Raw genomic sequence first — 17073 nt, 5'->3', positions numbered from 1 at the left:
TTAAGGAAAAATGATAGTAAGAAACTTTGAACCTTCTGATTTTGAAGAGGTTCTGGAAATAGAGTCAGAGGCGTTCTCGGAACATAATCCATTCCTTTACATGAACTTCTACGAGATGAACAGCGAAGGATTCCTTGTTGCCGAATATAATGGTTATGTAGTAGGCTTTATAGTAGGATATAAACTGTCAGCCAGCGAAGGAAGGATATTTTCACTCGCAGTGAGAGATGGATTCAGAAGCATGGGCATTGGAGCTAAGCTCATGAACGCCATTATTCCTGTTTTTATGGGCAAGTTCCTGCATTATGCAAGCCTGGAAGTAAGGATTACCAATATCAGGGCACAGGAATTTTACAAACGTATGGAATTCATTCCCTGCTGGATAGAGAATGGATACTACTCTGACGGAGAGGACGGAATAATAATGAAAAAACGTCTTACTCCATTTGATGCCACTTTCCTGAATAACACAAATGAACCTGTGTTATCAGGAAAGAAACATGCTTTCAGGCTTCACGACTATATTTAGTTCGTATTACCCATGTGCCCACTTGCACGCAGAGCAAGTTCATGCATCCGCTCAGAAGTTCTCCCTATACCAGATATATCATCCTGTGATAGTGAAGCTGCTATATCGTTTCCAAGAACAAAGATAGCATGTTTGTGTTCAGCTTTGCTCCTGTGAACATGCAGAGGACTTATAGATAACGAATCATATCCGTCAAACGATTCATTTATTCCCATGTGTTCAAAATGCCTTTTTATTTGAGCCATCAATGTGTGCAATTGTATCAATTCATCTTTGTGCATACCAACCAACCTATACCTAAAATTAAATTGTGTTTGCTATTTTGTGCACTGTTTAAATAATGCACTAATGCCAGTTGGTCAATTTCAAAATAAAGGTATTTCCCACGGAAACCACTTCCGTGAGTTGAGTATATAAATTTTGCTGTTTAATTTCAATGATTAAACATGACAAATAACCATAATCAAGAGTAAATAAAAAAGGAGCATACTAATAGAAAATCAATATTGAAAAAAAAATAAATATACTGTGCGCAAGCACAGTACACAGGATTACAAAGATCCAGCTGTGAATACTTTAACAGAAGCAGGTCTCTTGGTCACACTACCTATTTTTGCACCTATCAAACGCTCTATACCTTTATCTACAGCAATATCAAGGATCCTCTGAGTGATAACGCCATCAAAAACAACTGTTTTCACTTCGTCCCTGTAGTCCTTGAGAGTACTGACAAGATCACGAACTGCTGTTTCATTAACAACATTATCCCCGCCATCAAGGAAACGTGCACTGAATGTGCCTAGAAGATCATCTGCGTGAGACTTGAATCTCTTGTTTTCAGGAGATACCGGAACTTTTGATTTAGGAACAGCAACTGGCTCCTTCTTTAGATCTTGCTGTGGTTCTTTTGTTCTCGTATCCCTGCCACGTGTGTCTCTGCTACGTGTGTCTCTGACACGTGTATCCCTGCCACGCGTGCCTTTTTCACGTGTATCTCTTTCACTTGTATCTCTTTCACGTGTATCCTTGTCACGTGGTTCCCTGGAGGTTCTCTGGACTTTTGTGGCACCAACACGTTTGACCTCAGGAGCAGGCCTTCTTTCCTTACGTTGTGGAAGGCGTGGGCCACGAGCATTATCATTCAGAGGTGCCTGATCCTTGACAACATACTTATCGATCACCTGCTCTACAGGGACTTTCTGCCTCAAAGACCGCACAATCTCTTTCTGTACGAGGTCCTCAACACTCTTTCCGTCAGGAGCACGCGCAATATAATCAACATTAGCTATCTGAACCATTTCCTTGACAATGAGCTCGCCGCCACGATCACCATCGGTAAATACAGTAACCGTATCTTTCTTCTTTGTGAGTTCTGCGACCTCAGGAGGAACATTGGTGCCTCCAACACATATAGTGTTCTTTATGCCGTAGCGAAGAAGATTCAGAACATCTGCCCGCCCCTCAACAACTACAATAGCATCCGAGTCAAACACAGCAGGACCACAAGGAATCTTGTTTTTACCGAAATACTGCATTTCCTCAACCCTTACGGACTGACGCACCTGATCTGCGATCTCCTGGGATTCAGGAAGGTTCTCATCAAACATGCCTGTGAGAATGAACTTTGCTCTTTCTATGATCTGATGCCTTTTGGTTGCCCTGACATCTTCCATCTGTGTTATTTCGATCTTTGCACTGCAAGGACCTACCCGATCAATAGTTTCCAGAGAAGCAGCCAGAATTGAAGTCTCAACCCTGTCCAGGCTTGAAGGGATGAGAATCGTACCCCTGGTCTTACCACCCTTTGCATTCACAACAACCTCGATCCTTCCGATTCTCCCGGTCTTCTGGAGATCACGCAGGTCAAGATCCGATCCCAGAAGTCCTTCGGTTTGACCGAAGATAGCTCCTACTATATCAGGACGTTCAATTATCCCGTCAGCATTAATCTTAGAATGAATGATATATTTTGTAGTATCTGCATTTTGCATGATGATTCTCCGAATTTTTGTATGATGATACCAGAACAATTCGGAATACAAAAATAGCAAGTAGGCAACAACTAGCAAGACTTCATCATCTTGTCGAAAGGCCTGAAATGTGAAACTAAAAATTCAATGAATAAACATGAAGAATTCCACTTAATCCAAACCAACGCCAAGCTAATAACAGCAGTAACTATGCACTTCGCATGTAATGTAAACATGCTACTCAAGCTGTTGCTGACAGTGGTCAATAAGCAGTATTTCCAAATCCCTCATTGAATACTTGTAGCTTTTGACCTGTTAAGCACCTTTTATGTGATTAACGAATACCTAATCGGTAGATGATTCATATTGAATCGGTAGTGATTACGAATAACTAAATTTGTATTGTTGAAAGATACCTTTGTTCGTAGTATCTGTATTATCTTGTTTTCAAGTATTAATGTAATCATAATGATGATTACGTTAAGTAATATAATTCAAAGTTTTATAAACTTATGGGTGATATTGAGAGCGGGATAGTTAAAAATAACGTAACTATTCAGCCTGATAAAAACGCTATCAATAACAATCTTGACAAAAAGTTGAAACGTAAATTTCATTAGGATCATTTATTTTGATTGTTGCTATTGATTGATTTTTTGATTGTTAGATTGTTAGTGAGCAGACATCTCTATTTCGATGAAATCAGTACCAATAGGCAAATCGTGCCAGGCTGAATAGTTACAAAATAACAATACCCAATTTTGATTTGGACAGAATCTACCAGGGGAATAGAATTAATATCCAGATAAGCTTTTAGAAGAATATGCGAGAAAAAAAGACGAACAACGACAAAAAAGTGATTATAATAGGCGGTGGTGCAGTAGGAATGGCTGTAGCTACAAGCCTTACCCGTCACAGCAACTATTCTGTAACCGTGTTCTCTGAAGACAAACACACAGCATATAGCCAGTGTGGGATGCCTTTTGTCATTGGAAAGCAGATCAAGAATTTCGAATCGTTGATCCTGAGAGATAATAAGTTCTTCAAAGATATGGGAATAGACCTTCGACTTGAAAGCAGAGTAGATTCCATAGACATTGAAGGACAAAACATTAGCTCCAACGAACAAGAATACCACTTCGACAAACTTGTTATTGCCACAGGCAGCAAACCAAGGATACCCGGGAATATCCAGGGAACCTCACTTAAAAATGTATTCACCCTGAGAACGCTCTCAGATGCTATGAAAATAGAGGAAGCACTTGCTAAAGCATCAAGTGGTGTGATAATTGGAGGGGGAGCAATTGGTGCAGAACTTGCAGCAGCCATTTCCCAGAGGGACATAAGCACCATACTTCTCAACAGAAGTTCATCTATTCTCTCACATAACATCGACCCTGACATGGCAGAATCAGTAAAGGAACATCTTGAATCCCTCGGAGTTAAAGTCATAACAGAACAGACACCTGAATCAATAAATGGAGAAACACATGCTGAATCCGTTACAATTGCTTCTACTAAATTTCCAGCAGACCTTGTAATAATATCCACAGGAATTGAACCAGAGAATGAACTGGCTTCCAGTGCAGGAATTGATATAGGAGATACCGGAGGGATAATTGTGAACAAATATTTGCACCCATCAGTTGGAGGAAAATTTCATCAGGACATTTTCTGTGGCGGAGAATGCGTAGAAGTCCATGAGCTTATCACCGGGAAACCAATGCTAAGCCAAATTGCAAGCACTGCAAGGAGGATGGCAGGAATCATAACGAACAATCTTACTTCAAGCCCCGGTGAATTTGGCCCTATTCTCAATCCCTGGGTAGCTGTCATAGGAGAATTACAAGTTGGAACTACAGGGCTCACGTCAAAAGGAGCAAGGGAAAATAATATCAAAATAGTAACCGGCCTGGCAACTGGATCAACACGGGCAGATTACTATCCAGGAGGCAGTAAACTTTTTATCAAGCTAATATTCAGTGAAAGATATCTCGTTGGAGCCCAGGTAGTTGGAGGGGAAGGAGTAAAAGAACGTATTGATGCACTCACACTTGCCATCAAAAAAAGAACAAGCGTGGATGAACTGGCAAACATCGAGACCTGCTACGCTCCACCCGTATCAATGCTTATAGACCCTGTTAGTTTTGCTGCGAAGGGTGCGTTGAAAAAGATGCGTAAAATAAGAAAATGATAGAAATAGATGGTTCCTACGGAGAAGGTGGAGGACAGATACTCAGGACAGCCGTTGCCCTTTCAGCTATTATTAAAGAAGATATCGAAATAAATAATATACGTCATAATCGTCCAAAAAAAGGACTGAAAACCCAGCATCTCAAATCCATTGAGGCTGTTGCCATGATGTGTGATGCCGACATCAATGGACTTTTTCCGGGCTCCACTCAGATATACTTTTCTCCATCGGAAATAAGGGGGGTTGAAACACACATACAGATTGGAACTGCAGGAAGTATTCCATTGCTCATGCAGTCTATCATGCCAATAGCCGCTTATTCTCCAGAAAGGACAAAACTGAGAATAACTGGGGGAACCGATGTTGCATGGTCTCCATCAATAGACTACTTGAAAGAACTGACATTAAATGCTCTGTCAAAAATGGGGTACAAAGCAGATATAAGACTTATTGAACGTGGATATTACCCAAAAGGTGGAGGGGTCGCAGAAATAGAAATAAAACCTTCCACATTAAAAGGATTTGACTTTAAAACAGTGAAAAAGGAGATACATGGAGTATCACATTGTTCTAACCTGCCTGAACATGTCGCAAAAAGGCAGGCTGATTCTGCGCAGAAAGTGCTGGAAGAGAATGGAACAGATGTGCATATTGACATTGAAACAGAAAATTACCACTCAACCGGAAGCGGAATCACATTATGGTCTGGTCTTGCGGGATCTGTAAATACAGGAAAAAAAGGAATGCCTGCAGAAAAAGTAGGTAGTCAGGCAGCCCTGATATTGCTTGATGAACTGAAATCCCGGGCAGCTGTTGATTGTCATCTTGCCGACCAATTAATTCCTTTCATGGGACTTGCCGGAAGCGGATCATTTACCACAAGGGAGCTTACACCGCATTGCCTGACAAACATCCACGTGACCGAACAGTTACTTGACGTACACTTCGTAATAAATAAAAGCAACGGCCTGATAAAAATATCCGTAGAATGAGGATCATTCCTCAAGTTCTACAACACTGAGATATTCCGGTGGAATTCCCCTTGCAAGAACAATGTCAGCATTTACGGTAACAATATCGACCCCATCCTGCTGAGCAGCATTTGCATCTATTTCGAAAATCACAGGATTCTCCGTGTGTATAGAAGCAGCTCTCATAGCTTTATCCAGTGATGTGCTAAGATGCACGTAGCATTGCCTCACAGGGGTTATGCCGTTTTCAAGCAGCATATCAGCTTCTTCCTGACTGACTCCATAGTACAGGTACGGAAGATCGTTTTCAGGATAATCGGAAACAAGGTCTACCTCTACTGAATGACCGTAACGCGCCCGAATGAAAGATCCGTCTATCTCATAACGACCTTTTTTGTCCGATTCCACAAGAGAGACCAGACGCTCCATGGTACCCCATTTATAGCGTTTTTTCATGATGTCACACAGGATATCCATATCGACCCATCCCTGAAGATCCATCTCAAGGCCGACATCATCCGGGAAGTGTCTAAGTGAACCGGAGACAAACCTTCCAAGCCGCTCTTCCCTCTCATCATCCAGCACATAACGTCCTTCGTCATCACATTCAGGGCATAGATCACCCCTGAAGTACCCATGCTGTTTACATTTACGGATCATGATATCTTCCAGATATATCTTATAATTAATATATCTTATTAAAATGACGCAACAATCACAATATAATTCATAAAATATCAAAATACCAGGATTTTTATAAACATCTTCGTTAGATTAATTATCTAAGAGAATACTAGACTAGTTGAAAGGTAAATGGATGATTTTAATATATTCAATTCAGTTTTCAAGGTATTATCATGGATGAGATAAATGACATATATGAAAAGCTCGGCGGCATCATCAGTAAAGAAGATTTTACACGTGAGGTTGAAGAGAAAGTAGAACAAATGAGCGGACTCTGCGACATCAGGACCGCCGCCATGCTTGTGGCCCACGACCATGGAGCCAGTGACACAGGAGAAAACCAATTGCAGAAAATATCAGGCATAACTCCAAGCAGTGGTAATATCAAGTTCATTGCAAAGGTAATGTCAGTTTTCCCTGCAAAGGAATTCAACCGCAACGATGGCACGGTTGGAAGGGTTGCAAACCTTATAGTCGCAGACGAGACAGGGTCCATACGCCTGACACTCTGGGATGATAAGGCAGATCTTGTAAAAACCGGGGATATTGAGATCGGACAAAGTTTCCAGATAAGTGGTTACGTAAAAGAAGGCTATTCCGGAGTTGAGGTAAACATTGGAAACAATGGCATCCTCTGTGAAACTGATGAGAAGATTGAAGCCCGCATCGATTCAAAAAAGATAGAAGATATCAAAAGTGGAATGGGTGACCTTAACATTCGTGGCAGGATCCTTGATATAGCCGATATAAGAACATTCAACAAAAAGGATGGGACTGAGGGAAGGGTCTCAAATATCACAATAGGCGATGATACCGGAAAAATAAGGGTCACACTCTGGGATGAGAAAACAGAGCTTGCATCTGAATTGAAAACAAATGATGCCGTTGAGATTATCAACGCCTACGCAAGAGAGAATAATTTTAACCAGCAAGTGGAAGTGCAGGTAGGAAGCCGCACTATTCTGAAAAAAATAGATGAAGAAGTAGAGTTCAAGGAAGATTTCACATCCATAGCTGATATCATACCGGGAGAATCATATTCCATATCAGGACAGGTGTCAGGACTTGGGGAAATGAAGGAATTCGATCGGGACGACGGGACTGTGAATATGGTCTCCAATATCTATGTTTCGGATGATAGCGGAAGGATAAGAATTGCACTCTGGGGAGACCATGCACTGCTGGTAGACGAACTTGACATCGATACCCAAATAGAGATCATCGACGCCTTCTCCAAATCAGGATTCAATGATGAAATCGAGCTGAGTGCAGGTAACAGGACCAGAGTAGTAGTTCGTTAAATGAATTATATTTTATTAGAATGTCCGGCACATTCACTTTGAATTGTTCCGGAATCTTTTTTTTATTATAGCAACTTGTCTGCTGCTATTATCGGCAACATGCAAATCATATTAAAAAATCTACGAACACCTATTTATACGATAAAAGTAACATTTTATCTAGTGGACTATGGGTAATTGATTCCTTTAATCCAGAATTTTGGGGTACATTTTATGGTCTTGAAAGTTCAGGATGACATTCAAACCGATGTCTCCATAATGGAGATTCATAATGAGATGTTGGTCAAGGAAATAATGTCAAAGCACGTTTTTGGCATTGATGTCACTGCTAGTGTCCTTGATGTTGCAAGGAAAATGGCGGAAAAAGATACAGGTAGCATCATCGTAAATGAAGACGGTGATAGTACCGGCATCATAACTGAACGTGACATAATAATCAAAACGGTTGTCAGAAATGTACTCCCTGCAAAGATGACTGCCAGAGAGATCATGTCGACTCCTATTATAGCAACAAAACCGGCGACGAACATAATCGAAGCTGCTGAAATGATGGTGAGATCCAACATTCGCAGGCTTGCTGTGATGGAAGGTGACCAAATAATTGGAATGGTAACTGACAGGGATATAATAGCTATTGCACCCGGTCTGAACACTATTCTGGAAGGTCTGATCGAACTACATCATGAGAATAACTATACTCAGGAACCGGAGCTTGAACGTGGCATATGCCAACGTTGCGGAGCTTTTGTTGACAGCCTGACGAATGTTAATGAATTGATGCTGTGTGAAGATTGTAAAGAAGAAGAAGGTTACTATGACTAGTCCTTTGACTTGGTATCTATTAAGAACGCTTCAAGTTGGTGAAATAAATGTCTGTCCCGATATATCTTAAAAGAAGAAATGTATCGACTTTCAAAGCAACGCCTGGATTTAAGCTGGGAACAGTGATTAAAAACCGGGATATTGTGTTTGCTGGATCTACTGTTGCTATAAACAGGCATTGTACATTATCTGAGTTTTGAAAGTGCGATCTTGCACTTACATGCAGAGTGTAATCAACCATGAGGCATGGATATCGTTCGCAAAACTTATTGAGATTATAAGAACATATCCTCAGTAATTTTGTTATGTTGTGGAATATAGTGGTTTAGATTGATAATAAAATATCAGGTCAATGAACTGGAAATGAAGATAATGGGATTCCAGAGAAAAGACCCCGGATTGCTGACAACTTCAGTGCTTACTATGATCAAATCAGATGATACAACCATATCAACTGATATTATGACTTAATTAGGAGGTGGAAAAGAAAACCCGATTGCAAACGGGAATTGTCACAAATGTGGCTTTCATGAAAAAATGATAGATGGATCTGTTTTCATGAAACATAAACAGATTCACAGACAAGTATATGATTAGAAACAAAAAGAGCACATCGATCCGCTGAAACTGGAAATGATGAGTTCTTTGATGGATAATAGATTAAATATATCCTGCAGGCTTGTCCTGATGAAAGGTCAAGCTTCCAAAATGGAGGAACAACATGAATGTTGGAGACATTATGAGTTCACCGGTCTATACCATAGAACCGGAAGAAAACGTGGCACATGCAAGAAGACTAATGCTGAAGCACAAGATAAGTACGCTTGTGGTCATCAGAAATGACAAAATGGCCGGCATAGTGACAAAGACCGACCTGAGCAAAAGACTTGCGCAGGCCGAGCCCATGTGGCGCAGAAGACCGATCGACAAGATCCCGGTAAACATGGTGATGCATGAAAACCCCATCACAATATACCCAGGTGCTTCTGTGACCCAGGCAATCGATCTGATGATGGAGAATGGTATAAACTCACTGGCCGTAGTGAACAGGGAAGTTGTAGGGATTATCACAGGAACAGACATAATGAGGTACATATCTCAGCAGGACATCAACACAAAGGTTTCAGAGGTGATCGGCGACGATATCGTATTCGTACACAGACATCACACAATAAACCATGTGATACAGGAAATGGAAAAAAATGAGGTCAACAGGGTTATTGTGACCGACGATTCCGATGAAGCTGTGGGCATCATAACCACAAGCAATGTAGCGCTCAGCGCTATGGTTGACAATGAAGGAAAACTACCATCCAAGAGTATAAAAATGACCAGGCGTTCAACTCCTGCTGGTCAGAAGGAATATCGCTACGTAAAAGAAGTTCCTCTTGTTTCCGAAGATATAATGTCAGAGCTCCCACCAGCTGTAGATATCAAGAACAAGGCAGTGTATGCAGCAAAGATGATGCTATCAGAACACACTATTGCCCTACCGGTTGTTAATGATGGGAAAATTATTGGCCTTATCAGCAGGAGAGACATACTTAAAGCAGTACAGTAAGCATCGAATAACCAGAAAAGTGAAATAAAGATCAGAGGAATGACAATGGAAGTAAAGGATATAATGGCAGAACCACTGGTAGTAGATAAATCAGACACTATTTCCCATGCACTTGACATTATGGACAAGAAAGGGACAAGACGTCTTCTGGTAAGACACGATGATAAGCTGCTTGGCGTACTTACCATGAGAAACCTTACAAGGGAACTCGGAACTCGTAAAAAAGGAAGTAAGCCAGCTTCTTCCCTGCATGTAGCAACAGCAATATCAGATAATTTCACAAAAGTACTGCCGGATACGAAGGCAACCGATGCTATCACGCTGATGGTAAAGAACGGAGGAGTGATAGTTGTTATGGAGAATGACAAGATTCTTGGTTGGGTGACTCCTAACGAGATACTCAAGAACAACATTTTCAGCGGGTATGCCGGAGAGATAATGCAACCGGATCCTATTGTAGCAAGTCCTGCAGACCGTGTCAGCCATGTAAGAAGACTTATGCTTGACAACAATGTTGGAAGAATACCTATCATAGAAGGTGACAAACTTGTTGGAATGGTAACGGAAACGGATATTGCAACAGCCATGCGCTCTTTCCGTGACCTGGTCGAAGGCAGTAAACAGGATTCCCGTATAAAGAATCTTATTGTCGAGGATATTATAAAGATGAGTGTAAAAACAGTCTACACAAACACCTCAACAACTGATGCAGCAAAAATGATGCTAGAAGAGAATCTTGGAGGACTGCCCGTTATCAACCTTGAAGGTCAGATGGTTGGGCTAATAACCAGAAGAAGCATTATCAGAGGAATGGCACAGTAAAGAACCAGGTGTCTGGGGATGAAATATTACCCGAAGATAGAACTTGATATTGAGAAGGCGGCAGACTGTTTGGAACTTCCGCCTTCCAGACTTCAAGAACTTGTTGAGAAGAAAAACCTGCAACAAAACTGGGATGAATACAACAATATTTACAGATTTGAAGGACACGTACCAAATTTTGAAGACGGGACCGTGTTGATCGATAAATCTGGCTCTTTTGAACTCATAAGGGGTTTTCCTAAGATTAAAAGAGCAATGCTTCTTGAACCTGCAGTAAAGAAAAATTTCGGTGAAATAGATTCTGTAGCTGTTGAAGAGAAAATGAACGGATATAATGTCCGTGTTATCGACTACAACAGTAAACTCATTGCTTTTACCCGTAGCGGCCATGTTTGCCCTTATTCTACGGAAAGGGTACGGAAATTCCTCAAAAGGGATTTCTTCATAGATCACCCTGATATCATTGTATATGGAGAAATGGTGGGCCCTGATAATCCATATGTGCAAAAATATGTCTACAATATAGAGTCCCTGAAATTTTTTGTTTTTGACTTGAGGTATAAGAATTCAGGAGAAGCCCTGACAGTCCACAAAAGGAGAGAATTGGCAGAGGAATATACTTTCGATAATGTTAGGTTATTTGGTAAATTCAACATCAGTGAAGCACCTGGCGAGATTACAAAAATTATCAAAGAACTTGGAAAAAAGGGACACGAAGGCGTTGTTATCAAAGATCCTGAGATGGTATTGCAACCAATGAAATACACATGTTCAGAAAGTAATTGTTCTGACCTGCACCATGCATTCAAATTCTACAATGAAACCGGACGGGATTTCCTCTTCTCCAGAGTAGTACGTGAGGGGTTCCAGTCTTACGAATGGAAAGAAAATGAGGAAGATTTCCAGAAAAGATGCCTCAGGCTTGGAGAAAGTTTACTCAACCCGATGAAAAAGACGATAGCTCAGGTCCAGGCAGGCCAGCGGATCTCCGATGATTTCAAGATCAGAGTAGGGGACAAGGAAACCATCCACAAATTCAGATCATATCTGCAGAGATTTGGTCTTTATGTTGCGTTCGAGATACAGGAGAAAAAAGGTGATGAATATATCATCAACATCAGGAAGGTAAACAAGAGCACAAATGATAAGACCCTTGCAATGTTAGAAGGACAGTTGTGGTCGTGAAAAAGACATATATCCAAATAGATTAATTCGTGAACCACAAAAAGGGTGCCCATATGACAAAGATTACCATCATCGGAAGTGAGCAAAGCGGTAAGACCACGCTTGCCGGAAAACTTGGAAAGAGAAGTAACGTTACAGATGTCACAATGTATGATTATGCCAAGAACAACAGGATACTCACAACCATTGATGCTACCGGTTATCCGGCATCTGTAAAAGCGTTGGTTACAGCACTTAACCTTTCTGATGTTGCTCTTTTATGTATACCTCCAACAGGACTTGATCCACTGGCTGCAGAGTGTATCATTGCACTTGACCTGATGAAATATAAACATGGTATTGTTGTTCTCACAAAATCTGATGCTTCATATCCTCTTGCACAGGAAGAGCTACAGGCCAAGTTACAGAAAATTACAACAGGAACTGCACTTGAGAACTGGGATTACATTTCCATATCCACTACTTCTTTTGAAGGCATGGAAGAGCTAAAAGAACTCATATTCACAGTTGGTGACAGGGCAGCTGAAGATTTAAAAGAACTTGACAGCCTGCGCCCACGTATAATAATAGACCAGTCTTTCAACGTTACCGGTATCGGATGTGTAGTGCTTGGAGTTACGACACAGGGAACCATTAACGCAAAGGACAAGATGATAGCATACCCAACCAAAAAGGAACTGGAGATCAGATCCATACAGATGCATGATGTAGATGTCAAATCTGCCCCTGCGGGTGCCAGAGTTGGACTTGCCCTCAAAGGTATCCAGTCAAAGGACATTGACAGAGGCTTTATAGTTTCACAGGAAGAAACTGTTGCTACGGATTTTATATTAAAATGCACTCTTTCACCACTGGCAAAAGAATTCAATCTCGGTGATATGCTACATCTTTATGTTGGACTCCAGTCTTCACCTGTAAAAGTTACAGAAATAACTGAAGGTGAGAATAAAGTTGAAAAGGCAAGTCCGGGAAAAGAATATATCTTTAAATTAACCGGCTCAAAGGAAGTTGCCTACAGCAAAAATGACAGATTTATCTTTGCAAATCTTGATGAAAAACAGAGGTTCATTGCTTTTGGCTATGAACAATGATACCTTTTCAATAAAAATCCCTATTTCTTTTTAGGTGTCAGATGTCTGGCACCATCCAAAAAAGAAGGCCTATCTATAGATTTAGGACGTTCTACATTTTCCGGCAGGTCCACAAGACCTGGTTGACGGATCATATCAGATGAACCGGAAAATACAACATTGGAACTTTTGTAGCCGGAACCGATATTTGAAGTTGTACGGTCTTTTTTCGTACGGTCAATTGAGATAGCAGAAGGTTGCTCAACTTCATTTGATGAGCTTTTTTGGGAAAGTCCTGATTTTGTATCTCTTTCCTTTACTTTAGAACCTTCTTCTTTGCCACCATTGTATTGCTCTTTTACAAAATCCCTGAGTTCATATTCTTCAGCAAACTTGTATATTTGCGATAGTTTTTCCTGGACCCAGCCAATTTCAGAGTGGCGATGGTAACCTACTTCAAAACCTAACCTGCGGGATGCATCTGCAAGCTGCACCTTGCCTTCTTCAGGAAGAATTTTTTTTTCTTCCTTTTTCTTAAAGATCTTTACCATAAGAAACAACCATTATTCAAGATAGCCCTCTACTTTCAGCCCTTTTTCAGTGAATGAAACGCTATGCATGTTACAATCATGTTTTGTACCGCGCATCTTAATCACCTGAATAGCACGGGTCATGGTCTTACCATAAAGGAAATTATGCATGAAAACAACACCATGAGCAGCAAACTGCTCTGTGGAATAAGCACCTGGATCAGTCATTTCAGATAGTAGCACTGTTGTACATCCTAATTTCTTAAGATTACGTATGAACCTACTCATCTCTTTTTCCTGCAGGGATAGATCTTTAGAAGTGAACCGGATTGCAGATACTGAATCAATGACCAGGCGTTTTACCTCATATTCTGAAACATAAGCAGCTATTTCCTTAAAAACAACTGAAGGAGATGGAGCCTCACTTTCAGTCGAACTTTTGCTAATGTTATAATCCGTTGTTATAAACTCATTGATCTCATCCATATATCCATATTCCATACGTGGGCCAAGATCTGCAAACAAAAGTTTCTTCATTTTTATCAGTGTCATGACATTCATAGCATAGTTAGACATGTCATTGATAATGTTCTGTGGGCATTCAAGTAAAGTTACGTATAATCCCACTTCTCCTATCGCCGCTCCTTGAGCAAGAAACTGAACTCCAAATGTTGTTTTTCCACTTCCCGGCGGACCGCTCAGCACATAAACCCTCTCTGAAAGAAAGCCGCCCTGGACCAAATCGTCAAATCCCTCAATCCCTGTAGGTATTCGCATTGATAATACTTCCCATAAATAATGAATAGTAATATAGTATTATAATTATACTATACCTAAAGTATTTCAATCCATCGATGTATAAAAACTAACCAAACGTGTGCTTTACATGAACAATATGAAAAATAGAAATAGATTCGATATCAGTGCCAATGATTTGAAATGGTCTGCCAGAGTATTCATGTTATCAGTGGCTTCTGCATTTATTATAGGCATATTTGCCTATATACTGATGCTAGTATTTGCAGAACCAGAACCTGTGAGTGAAGTTATTATAAACACAGCTTCTGCCGCAACGGCCAAAGTAGCTGTAACTTCAAATTACATAAATCCAATGTGGGCCATATTTATTTTTAACAGCATTGCAGCTTCATGTGCCGTTGTAGGTACAGGACTTTTCATGATGGTCCATCAAATGTTGATAAGTGATATCAATATCCGACCAGGACATCATCTTTATGCACGCTTTTCTCTTTTTTTCGAAAAGATGATTATGCCTGTAAACATGTTACTTATCAAAATAACAAGTATGGTGGACAAGGATTTCTCTTCTATCAAAAGGAATAGTGAGGAAAAACAAGGCACTATATGGCAATACTGTGGTTATGGAAAAGATGAGTACAGAATGTTTGCCTACATGATACCATATATTGTGCCGCTCATGATACTGATGGTAAATGGTTTTTTGATGGGTATCCTTCTTGCATTCTTCACTTTTAACGGGGCTATGACAGGCTTCCAGTTATTTGGAATGAAAGGTATCCTCATTGGCCTGTTCTACAATGTGATCTACTTCTTCATTTCCATAGTTCCTCATGGGATTATTGAAATTCCTGCAATCCTTGTGGCGGTAGCCCTTGGATACCGCTTCGCACACATCCAGGCCCACGATGTAATTGACAAAGAATTGTTCAACGGAAATGACATAGAGAGTCTGAAAGAAGATTCTGCATACATCCTTGCTACTTCAAAGGATTACATCCTGTCAAAATATACATGGAAAATGCTAGGGATTATTATTCTGACTCTGCTGGTTGCGGCATATATTGAAACTTATGTGACATTGGGCATTGTTGACAGGGTTATGCAGATGCTTGACAATAGTTTGCCGTCAATCATAAATCTGGAATGATGAAAAAGAAAAAAAGTGGTGATCTTACAGCCCTTTCTTAAAATCAGCCATACCTTCTGCAACATTACTTAATAGCTGTGCAGCGATTTCCTGGGATGGCCATGCCCCAAGGCCACAATCCGGACCTGCATATTTGATGCCTTCTCCAAACATGGAATATGCCTTTGAAAGCCTCTTCGAGATGACTGCCGGAGTTTCCAGATCATTTATGATCTCAGGGAAATATTGAGTCTCTTTCCAGACATTGGTATTGTACTTCTCGTTAAGCACTGCAACAAGATTGAAGATATCCGTTCTTGCAATTCCCACCCTCAGGAAGGAATCGCTATCCTCAATTTCCTTTTTCTCTATCAGGTCGAGGTATGAAGGAGTTGCTGCGGATTCCACACCAATAACACTGATATTCTCAGCCTGGCAGGCGAGCTTGTAATGTAAGGGTGAATGCAGATGTATTTCCACATCAAGACCGGCCTTTTTTGCAGAACTGCATGCAACATCCATAGCTTTCACAAGGTCGTTATCAGAGAACATGACCTGGGGATTTATACCGATGCTTGGCTCATCAATAGAAATAGTCCTTATGTTGAAATCCTTCGCGTTGGAAAGCGAATTTTTCACAAAACGATCGACACTTTCTGCAAGTACGTTCAATATGTCAACGTATTCAGTACCTCCAAATTCTTTGAGATAAAGTTCAAGAGGACCTGTGACACAGACACGTACATCGAGTTTTTCCCCGTACTCTTCCCTGTAGAGCTTTGCAACGGATTCAATTGCTTCGAGCTCAATGATACGGGCATTGGCAAGTTTCACTTTGAATGGTTCTTCAGTGCAATCCGAATCTCTAATGATTGACAGGAACTGTTCATTCATATCCTGATATTGCGGATAGGTGGGGACTTCCACGCCGGCTTCTACCTTCTTCATAAAAGCATCGTTTATGATCCTGAAGAGGCCTGCATCGTTCTTTTTTTCTGAGAACTTATCTACCATCCATTCTTTGGACGTCCCTGCCGGAAGAGGAAAACTGCCAATATCATCAAAGATAATCTCTGCCATGGCAGCATTATTATCTTATATTTCACTTATAAGTTTTGAGTGAAGAAAGGGTACGAATCTTCCCAAAGCTGAAATGAATAAAATATGAAAAAAGAAAGAAATCAAAAAGAAATGGTACAAAGTGCCGGTTTACTTCTTCACAGCAGAAGCGATCTTTGTAATATAATAATTGATACACAACTGGGAATAATCCAGAGACCTGGGAGACATATGGGAAATTATCTCATTTGCATCCCTTTCAGTTTTCTGCTCGTTCTTTGGTATCCCATACGTCTCACGGTGATAGGATACTTTTTGAAGCATAATGTTCTGGAGTTCCACAACATCAAACTTCTCTTCAGAGCTCAGATTTTCAAAACCTTCTTTTAAGGATTGAATTTTTGCTCTATTCTCTTCATTCACGTCAATGTCTAAAATAGGGTTTTTCAATTCCATATGTACCACAAATATACATGGATTTTAGAAT

18 protein-coding genes are annotated in these 17073 nt (G+C 40.5%); 11 read left to right on the top strand and 7 right to left on the bottom strand.

Annotated features, from left to right (window positions below):
- Positions 1 to 10: 10 nt before the first annotated feature.
- Positions 11 to 529, top strand: coding sequence for a ribosomal protein S18-alanine N-acetyltransferase (rimI, locus tag V7O67_RS02055; protein ID WP_342303692.1), 519 nt, complete (start codon positions 11 to 13; stop codon positions 527 to 529).
- On the opposite strand, the gene V7O67_RS02050 is transcribed toward rimI, so the two are convergent.
- Together V7O67_RS02050 and dnaG are read right to left on the bottom strand one after the other, a co-directional pair.
- The gene (locus V7O67_RS02050) at positions 526 to 810 is read right to left on the bottom strand and encodes a UPF0058 family protein (protein WP_342303693.1); all 285 of its coding nucleotides are present in this window, start codon (positions 808 to 810) and stop codon (positions 526 to 528) included. The two genes, rimI and V7O67_RS02050, sit on opposite strands and share 4 nt — an antisense overlap.
- Positions 811 to 1080: 270 nt before the next feature.
- Positions 1081 to 2520, bottom strand: coding sequence for a DNA primase DnaG (gene dnaG / locus V7O67_RS02045; protein WP_406670684.1), 1440 nt, complete (start codon positions 2518 to 2520; stop codon positions 1081 to 1083).
- 802 nt (positions 2521 to 3322) lie between these two features.
- Here dnaG and V7O67_RS02040 point away from each other — a divergent pair.
- Positions 3323 to 4693, top strand: coding sequence for an FAD-dependent oxidoreductase (locus V7O67_RS02040; protein WP_342303695.1), 1371 nt, complete (start codon positions 3323 to 3325; stop codon positions 4691 to 4693).
- Positions 4690 to 5685 carry an RNA 3'-terminal phosphate cyclase gene (gene rtcA, locus V7O67_RS02035; RefSeq protein ID WP_406670683.1) on the top strand — a complete coding sequence of 332 codons (996 nt, stop codon included), beginning with the start codon at positions 4690 to 4692 and terminating at the stop codon, positions 5683 to 5685. Before V7O67_RS02040 ends, rtcA begins: the two co-directional genes overlap by 4 nt.
- Positions 5686 to 5688: 3 nt before the next feature.
- Here rtcA and V7O67_RS02030 read toward each other — a convergent pair whose 3' ends face one another.
- Positions 5689 to 6324, bottom strand: a complete 636-nt coding sequence (locus tag V7O67_RS02030; protein WP_406670682.1) for an RNA 2'-phosphotransferase — start codon at positions 6322 to 6324, stop codon at positions 5689 to 5691.
- Positions 6325 to 6521: 197 nt separating this feature from the next.
- Between V7O67_RS02030 and V7O67_RS02025 the strand changes: the two genes are divergently transcribed.
- From V7O67_RS02025 to V7O67_RS01995, 7 genes are all read left to right on the top strand, one after another.
- Positions 6522 to 7649: an OB-fold nucleic acid binding domain-containing protein gene (locus V7O67_RS02025; protein WP_406670681.1), complete on the top strand. Its 1128-nt coding sequence runs from the start codon at positions 6522 to 6524 to the stop codon at positions 7647 to 7649.
- A 213-nt stretch (positions 7650 to 7862) separates the two neighbouring features.
- A complete protein-coding gene (locus tag V7O67_RS02020) occupies positions 7863 to 8471 on the top strand; it encodes a CBS domain-containing protein (protein WP_342303699.1) in 609 nt (202 codons plus the stop codon).
- Positions 8472 to 8801: 330 nt separating this feature from the next.
- Positions 8802 to 8942, top strand: a complete 141-nt coding sequence (locus V7O67_RS02015; RefSeq protein WP_342303700.1) for a hypothetical protein — start codon at positions 8802 to 8804, stop codon at positions 8940 to 8942.
- A 250-nt stretch (positions 8943 to 9192) separates the two neighbouring features.
- On the top strand, positions 9193 to 10032 hold the full coding sequence (locus V7O67_RS02010; protein WP_406670680.1) for a CBS domain-containing protein: 840 nt from the start codon (positions 9193 to 9195) through the stop codon (positions 10030 to 10032).
- A gap of 45 nt (positions 10033 to 10077) precedes the next feature.
- On the top strand, positions 10078 to 10854 hold the full coding sequence (locus V7O67_RS02005) for a CBS domain-containing protein (protein ID WP_342303702.1): 777 nt from the start codon (positions 10078 to 10080) through the stop codon (positions 10852 to 10854).
- 18 nt (positions 10855 to 10872) lie between these two features.
- On the top strand, positions 10873 to 12039 hold the full coding sequence (locus tag V7O67_RS02000; RefSeq protein ID WP_342303703.1) for an RNA ligase: 1167 nt from the start codon (positions 10873 to 10875) through the stop codon (positions 12037 to 12039).
- 53 nt (positions 12040 to 12092) lie between these two features.
- Positions 12093 to 13130, top strand: coding sequence for an EF-Tu/IF-2/RF-3 family GTPase (locus tag V7O67_RS01995; protein WP_342303704.1), 1038 nt, complete (start codon positions 12093 to 12095; stop codon positions 13128 to 13130).
- 20 nt (positions 13131 to 13150) lie between these two features.
- Here the strand turns inward: V7O67_RS01995 and V7O67_RS01990 are convergent, their stop codons facing one another.
- On the bottom strand, positions 13151 to 13660 hold the full coding sequence (locus tag V7O67_RS01990; protein WP_342303705.1) for a hypothetical protein: 510 nt from the start codon (positions 13658 to 13660) through the stop codon (positions 13151 to 13153).
- A 12-nt stretch (positions 13661 to 13672) separates the two neighbouring features.
- Positions 13673 to 14416, bottom strand: a complete 744-nt coding sequence (locus V7O67_RS01985; RefSeq protein WP_342303706.1) for an ATPase domain-containing protein — start codon at positions 14414 to 14416, stop codon at positions 13673 to 13675.
- A 118-nt stretch (positions 14417 to 14534) separates the two neighbouring features.
- Between V7O67_RS01985 and V7O67_RS01980 the strand changes: the two genes are divergently transcribed.
- Positions 14535 to 15548, top strand: a complete 1014-nt coding sequence (locus tag V7O67_RS01980) for a stage II sporulation protein M (protein ID WP_342303707.1) — start codon at positions 14535 to 14537, stop codon at positions 15546 to 15548.
- A gap of 24 nt (positions 15549 to 15572) precedes the next feature.
- On the opposite strand, the gene V7O67_RS01975 is transcribed toward V7O67_RS01980, so the two are convergent.
- The gene (locus V7O67_RS01975; RefSeq protein ID WP_406670679.1) at positions 15573 to 16607 is read right to left on the bottom strand and encodes a methionine synthase; all 1035 of its coding nucleotides are present in this window, start codon (positions 16605 to 16607) and stop codon (positions 15573 to 15575) included.
- Positions 16608 to 16736: 129 nt separating this feature from the next.
- Positions 16737 to 17042, bottom strand: a complete 306-nt coding sequence (locus V7O67_RS01970; RefSeq protein ID WP_406670678.1) for a hypothetical protein — start codon at positions 17040 to 17042, stop codon at positions 16737 to 16739.
- Positions 17043 to 17073 lie beyond the last annotated feature (31 nt).

Origin of the sequence: Methanolobus sp. ZRKC4, from assembly GCF_045291305.1 — an archaeon.
Taxonomy (GTDB): Archaea; Halobacteriota; Methanosarcinia; order Methanosarcinales; family Methanosarcinaceae; genus Methanolobus.
This window is presented reverse-complemented; position numbering and strand designations above follow the sequence as displayed.

What these genes read in the sequence shown, in the direction of transcription:
- V7O67_RS02050 (WP_342303693.1), bottom strand. Translation starts at nt 810, where the DNA reads ATGCACAAAGATGAATTGATACAATTGCACACATTGATGGCTCAAATA.
- V7O67_RS02005 (WP_342303702.1), top strand. Translation starts at nt 10,078, where the DNA reads ATGGAAGTAAAGGATATAATGGCAGAACCACTGGTAGTAGATAAATCA.
- V7O67_RS02040 (WP_342303695.1), top strand. Translation starts at nt 3,323, where the DNA reads ATGCGAGAAAAAAAGACGAACAACGACAAAAAAGTGATTATAATAGGC.
- V7O67_RS02025 (WP_406670681.1), top strand. Translation starts at nt 6,522, where the DNA reads ATGGATGAGATAAATGACATATATGAAAAGCTCGGCGGCATCATCAGT.
- V7O67_RS01985 (WP_342303706.1), bottom strand. Translation starts at nt 14,416, where the DNA reads ATGCGAATACCTACAGGGATTGAGGGATTTGACGATTTGGTCCAGGGC.
- V7O67_RS02020 (WP_342303699.1), top strand. Translation starts at nt 7,863, where the DNA reads ATGGTCTTGAAAGTTCAGGATGACATTCAAACCGATGTCTCCATAATG.
- V7O67_RS01970 (WP_406670678.1), bottom strand. Translation starts at nt 17,042, where the DNA reads ATGGAATTGAAAAACCCTATTTTAGACATTGACGTGAATGAAGAGAAT.
- rimI (WP_342303692.1), top strand. Translation starts at nt 11, where the DNA reads ATGATAGTAAGAAACTTTGAACCTTCTGATTTTGAAGAGGTTCTGGAA.
- dnaG (WP_406670684.1), bottom strand. Translation starts at nt 2,520, where the DNA reads ATGCAAAATGCAGATACTACAAAATATATCATTCATTCTAAGATTAAT.
- V7O67_RS02030 (WP_406670682.1), bottom strand. Translation starts at nt 6,324, where the DNA reads ATGATCCGTAAATGTAAACAGCATGGGTACTTCAGGGGTGATCTATGC.
- V7O67_RS01995 (WP_342303704.1), top strand. Translation starts at nt 12,093, where the DNA reads ATGACAAAGATTACCATCATCGGAAGTGAGCAAAGCGGTAAGACCACG.
- V7O67_RS01990 (WP_342303705.1), bottom strand. Translation starts at nt 13,660, where the DNA reads ATGGTAAAGATCTTTAAGAAAAAGGAAGAAAAAAAAATTCTTCCTGAA.
- V7O67_RS01980 (WP_342303707.1), top strand. Translation starts at nt 14,535, where the DNA reads ATGAAAAATAGAAATAGATTCGATATCAGTGCCAATGATTTGAAATGG.
- rtcA (WP_406670683.1), top strand. Translation starts at nt 4,690, where the DNA reads ATGATAGAAATAGATGGTTCCTACGGAGAAGGTGGAGGACAGATACTC.
- V7O67_RS02010 (WP_406670680.1), top strand. Translation starts at nt 9,193, where the DNA reads ATGAATGTTGGAGACATTATGAGTTCACCGGTCTATACCATAGAACCG.
- V7O67_RS02000 (WP_342303703.1), top strand. Translation starts at nt 10,873, where the DNA reads ATGAAATATTACCCGAAGATAGAACTTGATATTGAGAAGGCGGCAGAC.
- V7O67_RS01975 (WP_406670679.1), bottom strand. Translation starts at nt 16,607, where the DNA reads ATGGCAGAGATTATCTTTGATGATATTGGCAGTTTTCCTCTTCCGGCA.